The organism is Pseudomonas sp. PS02303 (assembly GCF_029959925.1).
GTDB classification, from domain to species: domain Bacteria; phylum Pseudomonadota; class Gammaproteobacteria; order Pseudomonadales; family Pseudomonadaceae; genus Aquipseudomonas; species Aquipseudomonas mandelii.
This window is the reverse complement of sequence record NZ_JASCOM010000018.1, coordinates 16,303-29,345: the sequence shown is the minus strand read 5'-3', so window position 1 is coordinate 29,345 and position 13,043 is coordinate 16,303. Positions and strand designations below refer to the sequence as shown.

Annotated in this window: 10 protein-coding genes; 6 read left to right on the top strand and 4 right to left on the bottom strand. The window is 58.0% G+C overall.

Annotated elements, in window-relative coordinates; genetic code table 11:
• The first annotated feature begins 13 nt into the window (after positions 1 to 13).
• The 4 genes from rpoA (at position 14) to bfr (ending at position 3,721) form a co-directional block, all read left to right on the top strand.
• A complete protein-coding gene (gene rpoA, locus QMX98_RS07400) occupies positions 14 to 1,015 on the top strand; it encodes a DNA-directed RNA polymerase subunit alpha (protein ID WP_003176403.1) in 1,002 nt (333 codons plus the stop codon).
• Positions 1,016 to 1,057: 42 nt separating this feature from the next.
• On the top strand, positions 1,058 to 1,444 hold the full coding sequence (gene rplQ, locus QMX98_RS07395; RefSeq protein WP_008145500.1) for a 50S ribosomal protein L17: 387 nt from the start codon (positions 1,058 to 1,060) through the stop codon (positions 1,442 to 1,444).
• A gap of 208 nt (positions 1,445 to 1,652) precedes the next feature.
• Complete coding sequence (locus QMX98_RS07390) at positions 1,653 to 3,107, top strand: catalase (protein ID WP_010467275.1); 1,455 nt, start codon at positions 1,653 to 1,655, stop codon at positions 3,105 to 3,107.
• A 149-nt stretch (positions 3,108 to 3,256) separates the two neighbouring features.
• Positions 3,257 to 3,721 (top strand): bacterioferritin, encoded by a 465-nt coding sequence (gene bfr / locus QMX98_RS07385; protein ID WP_010467276.1) that lies wholly within the window; start codon positions 3,257 to 3,259, stop codon positions 3,719 to 3,721.
• 65 nt (positions 3,722 to 3,786) lie between these two features.
• On the opposite strand, the gene uvrA is transcribed toward bfr, so the two are convergent.
• Positions 3,787 to 6,621: an excinuclease ABC subunit UvrA gene (gene uvrA, locus QMX98_RS07380; protein ID WP_010467278.1), complete on the bottom strand. Its 2,835-nt coding sequence runs from the start codon at positions 6,619 to 6,621 to the stop codon at positions 3,787 to 3,789.
• Positions 6,622 to 6,812: 191 nt separating this feature from the next.
• Here uvrA and QMX98_RS07375 point away from each other — a divergent pair, with 191 nt between their 5' ends.
• On the top strand, positions 6,813 to 8,210 hold the full coding sequence (locus QMX98_RS07375) for an MFS transporter (RefSeq protein ID WP_083375648.1): 1,398 nt from the start codon (positions 6,813 to 6,815) through the stop codon (positions 8,208 to 8,210).
• A 9-nt stretch (positions 8,211 to 8,219) separates the two neighbouring features.
• The gene (locus QMX98_RS07370) at positions 8,220 to 8,747 is read left to right on the top strand and encodes a single-stranded DNA-binding protein (RefSeq protein ID WP_010467282.1); all 528 of its coding nucleotides are present in this window, start codon (positions 8,220 to 8,222) and stop codon (positions 8,745 to 8,747) included.
• Positions 8,748 to 8,816: 69 nt separating this feature from the next.
• Here the strand turns inward: QMX98_RS07370 and QMX98_RS07365 are convergent, their stop codons facing one another.
• The 3 genes from QMX98_RS07365 to QMX98_RS07355 form a co-directional block, all read right to left on the bottom strand.
• The gene (locus QMX98_RS07365; protein WP_010467284.1) at positions 8,817 to 11,021 is read right to left on the bottom strand and encodes an OsmC domain/YcaO domain-containing protein; all 2,205 of its coding nucleotides are present in this window, start codon (positions 11,019 to 11,021) and stop codon (positions 8,817 to 8,819) included.
• A 120-nt stretch (positions 11,022 to 11,141) separates the two neighbouring features.
• Positions 11,142 to 12,299, bottom strand: a complete 1,158-nt coding sequence (locus QMX98_RS07360; RefSeq protein WP_010467286.1) for a glutathionylspermidine synthase family protein — start codon at positions 12,297 to 12,299, stop codon at positions 11,142 to 11,144.
• 12 nt (positions 12,300 to 12,311) lie between these two features.
• Positions 12,312 to 13,031 (bottom strand): DUF1190 domain-containing protein, encoded by a 720-nt coding sequence (locus QMX98_RS07355; RefSeq protein WP_010467288.1) that lies wholly within the window; start codon positions 13,029 to 13,031, stop codon positions 12,312 to 12,314.
• Positions 13,032 to 13,043: the final 12 nt, after the last annotated feature.

The window sequence follows — 13,043 nt, the reverse complement described above, 5'->3', positions numbered from 1 at the left end:
AATAGGTGCATCCATGCAGATTTCGGTAAATGAGTTCCTGACACCCCGCCATATTGATGTGCAGGTTGTCAGTCCAACCCGCGCCAAGATCACTCTCGAGCCTCTCGAGCGTGGTTTCGGCCACACCCTGGGCAACGCGCTGCGACGCATCCTGTTGTCCTCAATGCCCGGCTGTGCAGTAGTCGAGGCCGAGATTGACGGTGTGCTCCATGAGTACAGCGCCATCGAAGGCGTACAGGAAGACGTAATTGAAATCCTGTTGAACCTTAAAGGTCTGGCTATCAAGCTGCACGGTCGTGACGAAGTTACGCTGACCTTGTCGAAGAAGGGTTCGGGGGTGGTTACCGCTGCCGATATTCAGCTGGATCATGATGTCGAGATCGTTAACCCCGATCACGTAATCGCTAACCTGGCGTCTAACGGCGCCCTGAACATGAAGCTCACCGTAGCTCGTGGTCGTGGTTATGAACCGGCAGACTCGCGTCAGAGCGATGAAGACGAAAGCCGCAGCATCGGTCGCTTGCAGCTTGACTCTTCGTTCAGCCCGGTTCGCCGTATCGCATACGTGGTGGAAAACGCCCGTGTCGAGCAGCGTACTAACCTGGACAAGCTGGTTATTGATCTGGAAACCAACGGTACCCTGGATCCTGAAGAGGCTATCCGCCGCGCTGCAACCATTCTGCAACAGCAGCTGGCTGCGTTCGTCGACCTCAAAGGTGACAGTGAGCCAGTGGTTATCGAGCAGGAAGACGAGATCGATCCGATCCTGCTTCGCCCGGTTGACGATCTGGAACTGACTGTACGTTCGGCTAACTGCCTTAAGGCGGAAAACATCTACTACATCGGTGACCTGATTCAGCGTACCGAAGTAGAGCTGTTGAAGACTCCGAACCTTGGCAAGAAATCCTTGACTGAAATCAAGGACGTTCTGGCCTCCCGCGGTCTGTCCCTCGGCATGCGCCTCGACAACTGGCCGCCTGCAAGTCTTAAGAAGGACGACAAGGCGACTGCCTGATCGTCGTAATCACCGAACGTTGTGTTTGGTAAGGAATGAACCATGCGTCATCGTAAAAGTGGTCGTCACCTGAGCCGCACCAGCTCGCACCGCAAGGCCATGTTTCAAAACATGGCGGTGTCGCTGTTCGAGCACGAGCTGATCAAAACTACACTGCCAAAAGCTAAAGAACTGCGTCGCGTTGCTGAGCCGCTGATCACTTTGGCCAAGACAGACAGCCTGGCTAACCGCCGTCTGGCTTTCGACCGTACTCGTTCGAAAGCTATCGTTGGTAAGCTCTTCAACGACCTGGGCAAGCGTTACGCTACCCGTGAGGGTGGCTACCTGCGCATCCTCAAGTGCGGTTTCCGCACTGGCGACAACGCGCCTATGGCGTATGTCGAGTTGGTTGATCGTCCTGCCGGTGGTGAAGCTGTATCCGCTGAGTAAGACGTCAGTCTGAAACGAAGAACCGGGCCTAGTGCCCGGTTTTTTGTGCGCGCTCGAAAAGCATTGCCATCAATGCATGAATAGAAAGGTAATTAGTAATTTTCTATCGATAGTCGCAACGCAATGAATTTGTAGCTGTAACGTTCCTGATCAATACTCCCCCTCAGCCGATAGCCGGCAGTTAAAGACTGACAGAGGAAGAGATCGCATGAGTCAAAATAAAACGCTGACCACCGCCAGTGGCGCTCCTGTCGCCGACAACCAGAATTCCCGTTCCGCCGGCCCTCGTGGCCCGCTGCTGCTCGACGACTTTCACCTGATCGAAAAGCTTGCCCACTTCAATCGCGAGAACATCCCTGAGCGCCGTGTACACGCAAAGGGCTCGGGTGCTTACGGCACGTTTACTGTCACTCGCGACATCACCCCGTACACCAGCGCTAAACTGTTTGAATCGGTCGGCAAACAAACTCCGACGTTCTTGCGCTTTTCTACGGTTGGCGGCGAACGTGGTTCGGCCGATACCGAGCGCGATCCGCGTGGCTTTGCCCTGAAGTTCTACACCGAGGAAGGTAACTGGGACATCGTCGGCAACAACACGCCCGTGTTCTTCATCCGTGATCCGTTGAAATTTCCGGACTTTATCCACACCCAAAAGCGTCTGCCGCAGAGCAATCTGAAAAGCGCGCAGATGATGTGGGACTTCTGGTCGCACTCGCCTGAGGCGCTGCACCAGGTCACTATTCTGTTCTCCGACCGTGGCATTCCTGACGGCTATCGTCACATGCACGGCTTTGGTAGCCACACCTACAGCTTGATCAACGCCAATGGCGAGCGGCACTGGGTGAAGTGGCACTACAAGACTCAGCAAGGCATCAAAAACCTGGCGCCTGCAGAAGCGGCACGTTTGGCCGGTACCGATCCGGATTACGCGCAGCGTGACCTGTTCGGGGCGATTGAGCGCGGTGACTTCCCGAAATGGCGTGTGTGCATTCAGATCATGACCGAGGCTCAGGCCGCGGCGCACTATGAGAACCCGTTCGATGTGACCAAAACCTGGTCGCAGAAAGAGTTTCCGCTGATCGAAGTCGGCGAGCTGGAGCTCAATCGCAATCCGCAAAACTACTTTGCCGAAGTCGAGCAAGCGGCATTCGGCCCGAGCAACATGGTCCCGGGCGTTGGTCTTTCTCCGGATCGCATGCTCCAGGGCCGCGTGTTCGCTTATGCCGACGCGCACCGCTACCGCATTGGCACCAATCATCAGCAACTACCGGTGAATGCGCCCCGCAGCCCGGTGAATAGCTATCAGCGTGATGGTTCGATGGCATTCGGCAGCAATGGCGGTGCAGCACCTAACTATGAGCCGAACAGCTACGTCGATTCGCCGAAACAAGCGCCTCGCTACGCTGAGCCACCGTTGGCATTGAGCGGTGCCGCTGATCGTTACGATCATCGTGAAGACTCCGACTACTACAGCCATGCCGGTGCTCTGTTCCGACTCATGAGTGACGAGCAGAAAGCGCTGCTGACCAACAACATTGCCGGAGCCATGGCCGGCGTTTCCGGTGATGTGATTGATCGTCAATTGCAGCACTTCTTCAAGGCCGATCCGGCGTATGGAGAAGCAATTGCAAGGGCGTTGGGTGTACAGCTTAACGAAGTCTAAACGAGAAGCAGAACCGCCCTCATTTGGGCGGTTTTTGCGTTATTTGAACCACTTTTCTCAGAATATCTTCGCTTTTATCGCGTAAACGGAGTGACCAAACAGTCGCCTTGGTTCAAACTACAGACTTTCATGCAGGGAGATGTAGGGCGATGCAAGGGCACCCAGACGTAATCGATTACCTCAACACGTTGCTGACCGGCGAACTGGCGGCGCGTGATCAGTATTTCGTCCATTCGCGGATGTATGAGGACTGGGGTTTTACCAAGCTCTACGAACGCATCAACCACGAGATGGAAGAAGAGGCCGGGCACGCTGATGCCCTGATGCGTCGGATTCTGATGCTCGAAGGCACGCCGCGCATGCGTCCGGACGATCTTGATGTTGGCACCACTGTGCCGGACATGCTCGCCGCTGACCTGCGACTTGAATATAAAGTCCGCGCCGCGCTCTGCAAGGGCATCAAACTCTGCGAGCAACACCAGGACTATGTCAGCCGCGAGATGCTGCGGGTTCAATTGCATGACACTGAAGAAGACCACACCTACTGGCTTGAAAAGCAGATGGGTCTGATCAAGTTGATCGGTCTTGAGAACTACCTGCAATCTCACGCCTGATTGCTCCCTATACAAAAAAGCCCCTGACACCGATGAAGTGACAGGGGCTTTTTCGTGGGCCCGATTCAGGCCTTGTCGCGAGCCAGCAGTGGCTTGAGGTAGAAGCCGGTGTGAGATTGCTTCATCTCGGACACTTCCTCCGGGGTACCAACCGCAATGATCTGGCCGCCCTTGGAGCCGCCTTCCGGCCCCAGGTCCACCAACCAGTCGGCGGTCTTGATCACGTCCAGGTTGTGCTCGATCACCACCACAGTGTTGCCGTGGTCGCGCAGTCGATGCAGTACGTCGAGCAATTGCTGAATATCCGCGAAGTGCAAGCCGGTGGTTGGTTCGTCGAGGATGTACAGCGTCTTGCCGGTATCGCGCTTGGACAGTTCACGGGAGAGCTTCACCCTTTGGGCTTCACCGCCGGACAACGTCGTCGCCGATTGCCCCAGCTTGATGTAGGACAGACCTACGTCCATCAATGTCTGAAGCTTGCGCGCTAGCGCAGGAACGGCGTCAAAGAACACCCGCGCTTCCTCGATGGTCATTTCGAGGGTTTCGTGGATGCTCTTGCCTTTGTACTTGATTTCCAGTGTCTCGCGGTTGTAACGCTTGCTCTTGCAGACGTCGCACGGGACATAGATGTCCGGCAGGAAGTGCATTTCCACCTTGATCAGGCCATCTCCCTGACACGCTTCGCAGCGTCCGCCCTTCACGTTGAAGGAGAAGCGTCCCGGACCATAACCGCGTGAGCGTGATTCCGGTACGCCGGCGAACAGTTCGCGAATCGGCGTGAACAGCCCGGTGTAGGTCGCCGGATTGGAGCGCGGCGTTCGGCCGATAGGGCTCTGGTCGATATCGACGACCTTATCCAGATGCTCCAGTCCCTTGATGCTGTCGTGAGCGGCCGCCTCAAGCGTCGTTGCACCGTTGAGTGCCGTAGCGCTCAAGGGAAACAGCGTATTGTTGATCAGCGTCGATTTGCCCGAGCCGGACACACCGGTCACGCACGTCAACAGACCTATCGGAATGTCCAGGTCGACATTGCGCAAGTTGTTACCGCGAGCGCCCTTGAGCGACAGTGACAACTTTTTGTTACGCGGTGTGCGTTTGGCTGGAACGGCAATCTTTACTCGGCCCGACAGGTACTTGCCGGTCAAAGAATCAGGATGCGCCATCACTTCGGCCGGCGTCCCTTCGGCAACAATATGCCCACCGTGGACCCCCGCGCCCGGCCCGATGTCCACCACGTAGTCGGCCAGGCGAATAGCGTCTTCGTCATGCTCGACCACGATCACCGTGTTGCCGATGTCGCGCAGGTGCTTGAGTGTGCCGAGCAACCGATCGTTATCACGTTGATGCAGACCGATCGACGGCTCATCGAGGATGTACAGAACCCCCACCAGGCCGGCGCCAATCTGGCTGGCCAGGCGAATCCGCTGAGCTTCACCGCCGGACAACGTGTCGGCGCTGCGATCCAGCGAAAGATAGTCGAGGCCTACGTTGACCAGGAACTGCAGGCGCTCGCGGATCTCCTTGAGAATCTTGTCGGCAATTTCACCGCGACGGCCCGTGAGCTTCAGTATGCCGAAATACTCGCAAGCATCGCCAATCGGCAGATTGGTCACCGCCGGCAGCGTCTTCTCGCCCACCCAGACGTGCCGCGCCTCACGACGCAAGCGCGTGCCACGGCAGTCCGGGCAGGGCTGGGTGCTGAGGAACTTGGCCAGCTCTTCACGCACTGAAGCCGACTCGGTTTCGCGATAGCGGCGTTCCAGGTTCGGCACGATGCCTTCGAACGGGTGCGAGCGTTTGACGATATCGCCGCGGTCGTTCAGGTATTTGAAGTCGACGTTTTGCGAACCGCTGCCATGCAGAATGAATTTCTGCTGATCCGCCGAAAGGTCGTTGAACGGCACTTCCAGGCTGAACTTGTAGTGCGAAGCCAGCGACCCGAGCATCTGGAAGTAATAGACGTTGCGCCTGTCCCAGCCGCGAATAGCGCCCTCGGCCAGCGTCAACTCGCCGTTCACCAGACGCTTGATGTCGAAGAACTGCTTGACCCCCAGGCCATCGCAGGTCGGGCAAGCGCCGGCGGGGTTGTTGAAGGAGAACAGCTTGGGTTCCAGCTCGCTGATCGCATGGCCGCAAATCGGGCAGGCGAAGCGCGCGGAGAAGATGATCTCTTCGCCGGGCTCGTCGTCCATCGGCGCGACCAGTGCGATCCCGTCCGCCAGTTTCAGCGCGGTTTCGAACGACTCGGCCAGGCGCTGCTGCAGATCGGCGCGGACCTTGAAGCGGTCGACTATTACATCAATCGAGTGCTTCTTTTGCTTATCCAGCTTCGGCAGCTCATCCAGTTCGCAGATCCTGCCGTTGACCCGGGCCCGGACAAAGCCCTGGGCGCGCAGTTCTTCGAAGACCGAAAGGTGTTCGCCTTTGCGCTCGCGAATCACCGGGGCCAGCAGCATCAGCTTGCTGCCCTCCGGTTGCGCGAGGACCAGGTCGACCATCTGGCTGACGGTTTGCGCTTCCAGCGGAATGTCGTGATCCGGGCAACGTGGAATACCCACGCGTGCGTACAGCAGGCGCAGGTAGTCGTAGATTTCGGTGATGGTGCCGACCGTCGAGCGCGGGTTATGCGAGGTCGATTTCTGTTCGATGGAAATGGCTGGCGACAAACCTTCGATGGTGTCGACGTCAGGCTTTTCCATCATCGACAAAAACTGCCGGGCATAGGCCGACAGTGATTCGACATAGCGGCGTTGGCCTTCGGCATACAGCGTGTCAAACGCCAGGGACGATTTGCCGGATCCGGACAGGCCGGTGATGACGATCAGTTTGTCCCGTGGCAGGGTCAGGTCGATGTTCTTCAGGTTGTGGGTTCGGGCCCCACGAATCAGGATCTTGTCCAAAGTGGCCTCGCTTGGCGGGCGTCGAAAACGTAGGAGTATACGGCCAAATACTGGATGGATGCACACTATCAAACGAGCGGAGTTGTGTCTTACATGAAGAGTCTGTCAGCGGAGCGCGTCAAAGCGTCGCGATATACCCCGTCAATCGATGGGACTGGTAGAATCGCCGCCGGTTCACATGAGGTTTTTCCATGCACGATCCCCACAGCGAACGCATGAGTGGCAGTGAGACCCGCGCAGCAAGCGGGCTGGCCCTTGTGTTCGCCTTCCGTATGCTTGGCATGTTCATGGTGTTGCCGGTACTGGCGACCTATGGGATGGATCTGGCAGGAGCGACCCCGGCCCTCATCGGACTGGCGATTGGCGCTTACGGCCTGACCCAGGCAATCTTTCAGATTCCTTTCGGCTTCATTTCCGACCGCATCGGCCGTCGTCCGGTGATTTACCTCGGGCTGATCATCTTCGCCCTCGGTAGCGTGCTGGCAGCCAATGCCGATTCGATCTGGGGCGTCATCGCCGGACGCATCCTGCAAGGCGCCGGGGCTATTTCCGCCGCAGTGATGGCGTTGCTTTCAGACCTGACCCGCGAGCAGCACCGGACCAAAGCCATGGCCATGATCGGCATGACGATTGGTCTGTCCTTCGCAGTGGCCATGGTTGTCGGGCCGCTGTTGACCCGCGCCTTCGGCCTGTCGGGGTTGTTCCTCGCCACGGGCGGCATGGCGCTGTTCGGCATCGTGATCGTCATGTTCATGGTGCCGCGTTCCACCGGACCGTTGCAGCACCGTGAGTCCGGCGTCGCCCGTTCGGCGCTGATGCCGACGCTAAAGCACCCGGACCTGCTGCGCCTGGACCTTGGCATTTTTGTGTTGCACGCGATGTTGATGTCGAGCTTCGTTGCATTGCCCCTGGCCCTGGTGGAAAAAGCCGGGCTGCCCAAAGAGCAGCACTGGTGGGTCTACCTCACCGCGCTGCTGATCTCCTTCTTCGCCATGATCCCGTTCATTATCTACGGCGAGAAGAAACGCAAAATGAAACGAGTTTTATTGGGCGCAGTGCTGACGCTGATGCTCACTGAGCTATTCTTCTGGCAGTTCGGCGACAGCCTGCGGGCTCTGGTGATCGGGACGGTGGTGTTCTTTACCGCTTTCAATTTGCTGGAAGCTTCATTGCCATCGCTGATCAGCAAGGTTTCACCGGCGGGCGGCAAAGGCACGGCGATGGGGGTTTATTCCACCAGCCAGTTCCTCGGTTCGGCGCTGGGGGGGATCCTCGGCGGCTGGATGTTCCAGCACGGCGGTTTGTCGGTTGTATTCCTCGGATGCGCCGGCCTGGCTGCACTTTGGCTGGCCTTTGCTGTTACCATGCGCGAACCTCCCTACGTGACGAGTCTGCGCTTGCCGCTGTCGCCCGAGGCGATCCGCGAAGCGGGGTTGGTTGACCGCCTGAAGGCCGTCGTAGGGGTAACAGATGCGGTAATCGTTGCTGATGAAGCGGCGATTTACATCAAATTGGACACAGAACTATTGGATCGCACCACCCTTGAGCGCCTGGTGAACAACCCGGCCGGGGCAGCGTGCGTAGCCTAGGAGAACGTTATGGCCCGTGGGGTTAACAAAGTCATATTGGTCGGCACTTGCGGCCAGGATCCCGAAGTTCGCTACTTGCCTAACGGTAACGCCGTGACCAACCTGAGTCTGGCGACCAGCGAACAGTGGACCGACAAGCAAACCGGTCAGAAGGTCGAGAAGACTGAATGGCACCGTGTTTCGATGTTCGGCAAGGTGGCCGAGATCGCCGGTGAATACCTGCGTAAAGGTTCGCAGGTCTACATCGAAGGCAAGCTGCAGACCCGCGAGTGGGAAAAAGACGGTATCAAGCGTTACACCACCGAAATCGTGGTCGACATGCAAGGCACCATGCAACTGCTCGGCGGCCGTCCACAGCAGGGCGACCAACAAGGCGGGGGCAATAACTACCAGCAGTCCGCTCCGGCTCCACGCCAGCAGGCTCCGCGCCCGCAGCAGTCAGCACCGCAGCAGTCGCGTCAGGCTCCGCCTCCACAGCAGGCAGCGCCACAACCGGCTCCGGATTTCGACAGCTTTGATGACGATATCCCGTTCTGATCCGCAGCTTTTCAGAACCGTAGACAAAAAAAAGCGAAGCCATATGGCTTCGCTTTTTTGTTGCCGCTGTTAACCGGCCAACGTGGTCACATTGGCCCGTGCCGAGTGCAGTTTCTTGTAGCTTTCGATCAACCGCAGGTGCCTGTCGAGCCCCTCCAGTTTGGTGCTGGTCGGCGTCAAACCATGGAAGCGTACACTGCCGTCCACCGAGCCGATCACTGCATCCATCCGTTCGTTACCAAACATCCGACGGAAATTGGCCTCGTAGTCTTCCAACTCCAGGTCTTCGTCCAGCTTCATCTCCAGCACCGCATTGACAGCTTGGTAGAACAAGCCGCGCTCAACCGTGTTGTCGTTGTACTGCAGAAACATCTCCACCGCCTCTTTGGCCTCTTCAAATTGCTGCAAGGCGAGATAAATCAGCAGTTTCAACTCCAGGATTGTCAGCTGACCCCAAGCGGTATTGTCGTCAAACTCGATGCCGATCAGGGAGGTGATGTCGGTGTAGTCGTCCAGCTCACTTTCCACCAGACGCTCAGCCAGCGCTTGCAGTTCTTCGTCGTCCAGGCGATGCAGGTTCAGGATATCGGCGCGGAAGAACAGCGCTTTGTTGGTGTTATCCCAAATCAGGTCGTCCACGGGATAGATTTCCGAATAGTCCGGGACCAGGATGCGGCATGCCGTCGCGCCGATATGCTCGTAGACCGCCATGTACACTTCCTTGCCCATGCCTTCGAGAATGCCGAACAAGGTCGCGGCTTCCTCGGCATTCGAGTTTTCACCCTGGCCGGAGAAGTCCCACTCCACGAATTCGTAGTCCGACTTGGAACTGAAGAAGCGCCACGACACCACGCCGCTGGAATCGATGAAGTGCTCGACGAAGTTATTCGGCTCGGTCACCGCATGACCTTCAAACGTCGGCTGGGGCAAGTCGTTGAGGCCTTCGAAGCTTCGGCCCTGGAGCAATTCGGTCAGGCTGCGTTCCAGCGCCACTTCCAGGCTCGGGTGCGCGCCGAACGAGGCGAACACGCCGCCGGTACGCGGGTTCATCAACGTGACGCACATCACCGGGAATTCCCCCCCCAGGGACGCATCCTTCACCAATACGGGGAACCCTTGCTCTTCCAGCGCCTGTATACCGGCCTGTATTCCCGGGTACTTCGCCAGCACATCGGCGGGCACATCCGGCAGGGCAAATTCACCTTCGATGATTTCGCGTTTTACCGCGCGCTCGAAGATCTCCGACAGGCATTGCACCTGGGCTTCGGCCAGCGTGTTACCGGCACTCATGCCGTTGCTCAGGAACAGGTTTTCAATCAGGTTGGACGGGAAATACACCACTTCGCCGTCCGACTGGCGCACGTAGGGCAGCGCGCAGATGCCGCGTTCTTCATTGCCCGAGTTGGTGTCGATCAGGTGGGAACCGCGCAACTCGCCGTCGCGGTTGTAAATCTTCAGGCAGTGCGCGTCGAGTATTTCGCTCGGCAGTTCATCTTTACGGCCAGGCTTGAACCAGCGTTCGTCCGGGTAATGCACAAACGGCGCGTTGGCGATCTCTTCGCCCCAGAACTGGTCGTTGTAGAAGAAGTTGCAGTTGAGTCGCTCGATAAACTCGCCCAACGCCGACGCCAGTGCGCCTTCCTTGGTTGCGCCCTTGCCGTTGGTAAAACACATCGGCGAGTGTGCATCGCGGATATGCAGCGACCATACGTTGGGCACGATATTGCGCCACGAGGCGATTTCAATCTTCATGCCCAGGTCCGCCAGAATGGCCGACATATTGGCGATGGTCTGCTCCAGCGGCAGATCCTTGCCCGCGATATAGGTGCTCGCCTCTGAGGTAGAAGCAGGCATCAGCAACGCCTGGGCATCGGCGTCGAGGTTTTCCACCTCTTCGATCACAAACTCAGGCCCGGCTTGCACCACTTTTTTCACGGTGCAACGGTCGATGGAACGCAGGATGCCCTGGCGGTCCTTGTCGGAGATGTCCGCGGGCAACTCGACCTGGATCTTGAAAATCTGGTTGTAGCGGTTTTCCGGATCAACAATGTTGTTCTGCGACAGGCGGATGTTTTCGGTCGGAATACTGCGAGTGTCGCAGTACAACTTCACGAAATACGCCGCACATAACGCCGACGACGCCAGGAAATAGTCGAACGGACCCGGCGCCGAGCCATCGCCCTTGTAGCGGATAGGTTGATCGGCCACCACCGTGAAGTCGTCGAACTTGGCTTCAAGTCGAAGGTTGTCGAGAAAGTTGACCTTGATTTCCATGGGGGATTACCAGAATAACGGCTAAACGAATGGCCGCCATTATCCGGCATTTCAGCCATAAGTCTTGCGGGCGTCTGTCGATATGTCCTCACCGGGCCTTTTTAGTGGGCGATGGAGCGGTCAGTCGAGTATCAGATGCGGCAAGAACCGGCTCGAATCCTTGGTGATCAAGCTGTTGTCCTCACGTACACCGATCCCCGCCGCCTGATCGCCGATTACCCAGGAGCCAATCAACGTAAAGCTGTCGCCGAACTGCGGAAGCGGCGCGAACTCCTGAAGGATAAACGGCGCATCGGTGTAGGGGCCGTCCTCTTTCACGATCAGGCCGTCAGCAGTTTGCAGCTCGATATTGGCACCTTCCCGGGAGAAGAACGGCTTGCGCACCCAGCCTTTTGGTACGGCTTTGCCCGGCTCGGTATCCAGGTGCGCCGCGAGCAGGTTCGGGTGACCTTTGTTGAATTCCCACAACAGCGGCAGGATGCCTTTGTTGGAGATGATGGATTTCCAGGCCGGTTCGAAAAATTGCGTATCACTCTGGGCAATCGCTGCACCGAAGGGCTCGTGGAAGATGAACTCCCAGGCGTGCAGCTTGAACAGGTGAGGGATCCAGCGATCTTCGAGGTCGACGAAACGTCCGTCACTGGTCAGGCCGATGTCTTCGATATCGATGTGGCGTGATTCGATGCCGACCTTTTCCGCCACCAGCCGCAGGTAGTCGGTGGTGCCCTTGTCTTCGACCGAGTCTTTCATCGAGGCAAAATAGAAGGGTTGCTTGAGCTGCAATTGAGCGAAGGCCTGATGCAGTTTGGTGTCGATGCTGTTGAACTGGTCGGCATGCTTGGGCAGCAAGCCGCGTTCGATGCATTGCTCCAGCCAGCCCCACTGAAACGCCGCCGCCTCATACAGGCTGGTCGGCGTGTCGTAATTGAGTTCCAGCAACTTGGCGGGCCCGGTGCCGTTGTAGGAGAAATCCATGCGCCCGTACAGGTGCGGGTGACCTTCGAGCCATGAGGTGCGCACCATGTCGAAGAATGGCGCGGGAATGCTCAGGCGCTCCAGCAACTCCTCGCTCTGAACCACGCGGGCCACCAGGTCCATGCACATCCCATGGATCTCGGTGGTCGGGTCTTCGAGATCGTTCTCGATCTGCTTGAGCGAGAACTGGTAATACGCGCTCTCATCCCAGTAGGGTTCGTTGTCGATGGTGTGGAACAGAAAGCCGAGATTCTCGGCGGTCTGTTTCCAGTCAGGACGCTCTGCGCAATGGATCTTCTTCATGGCCCGGGTTCCTTAACTGCTCGATCCGCCGCCGCCCCAGCCGCTGCGTGCGCTGGCCTTGCTGCCGAAGCCGCCACGGGAGGTGGACGAGGCAACGGAGACCGGCTTGCTGGTAGAAGAGCGAACCGAGTCGGCGTAGTTGCTGCTGCCGTACCTTGCCTGATTGGACTTGGTGAACGTCGAGCCCTTGGCAATCCGCTGGCTGAGCGTCGAGTTCGAGTAGCTGCCGCGGTCATCGCGATAGCGGTAGACCGGCTCGGAGTAGTAACTGTTGCGGTTGCTGCTCAGCATGTTGCCGATCAGCAGGCCGGTCAGCAGGCTGCTGGTGGAGAAGCCCGAGCCACCCGTGTTTGCCGCTTCCGAGGCGGGTAATTGAGCCTTGGCCGCGTCCACCTGGGATTGCGTCACCTGGCCATCAGCGGTCAGTTCGAAGCCGCCGAGCTTGGGGATGAACTTGCCGGCGGAATCCTGTTGGCACCAGTCGGCGACGAAGTCGGCATCGCAATCCGCCTGGCTGTCGTACACCGGCGCAATGCGGCGATGCTCGGCCATGGCCGTCATGTAGGCGTCCGAGCACACGTCCACCGGGAGCTTTTCATCGGCACACTGCTGAACGGACTGGAAGTTGTACTTCTTCTGCACCGCGTAGGTTTTTTCCGTCGGCCCGCAGCCTGATATCGCCATGGCGACCGACGCTGCCAGCGAAAGCTGAACGTACTTGCTTCGTTTCATCGGGATCTCCGG

Excerpts from the sequence above, each read along its gene's own strand:
- rpoA (WP_003176403.1), top strand. The coding sequence starts at position 14 with ATGCAGATTTCGGTAAATGAGTTCCTGACACCCCGCCATATTGATGTG.
- rplQ (WP_008145500.1), top strand. The coding sequence starts at position 1,058 with ATGCGTCATCGTAAAAGTGGTCGTCACCTGAGCCGCACCAGCTCGCAC.
- QMX98_RS07390 (WP_010467275.1), top strand. The coding sequence starts at position 1,653 with ATGAGTCAAAATAAAACGCTGACCACCGCCAGTGGCGCTCCTGTCGCC.
- bfr (WP_010467276.1), top strand. The coding sequence starts at position 3,257 with ATGCAAGGGCACCCAGACGTAATCGATTACCTCAACACGTTGCTGACC.
- QMX98_RS07375 (WP_083375648.1), top strand. The coding sequence starts at position 6,813 with ATGCACGATCCCCACAGCGAACGCATGAGTGGCAGTGAGACCCGCGCA.
- QMX98_RS07370 (WP_010467282.1), top strand. The coding sequence starts at position 8,220 with ATGGCCCGTGGGGTTAACAAAGTCATATTGGTCGGCACTTGCGGCCAG.
- QMX98_RS07365 (WP_010467284.1), bottom strand. The coding sequence starts at position 11,021 with ATGGAAATCAAGGTCAACTTTCTCGACAACCTTCGACTTGAAGCCAAG.
- QMX98_RS07360 (WP_010467286.1), bottom strand. The coding sequence starts at position 12,299 with ATGAAGAAGATCCATTGCGCAGAGCGTCCTGACTGGAAACAGACCGCC.
- QMX98_RS07355 (WP_010467288.1), bottom strand. The coding sequence starts at position 13,031 with ATGAAACGAAGCAAGTACGTTCAGCTTTCGCTGGCAGCGTCGGTCGCC.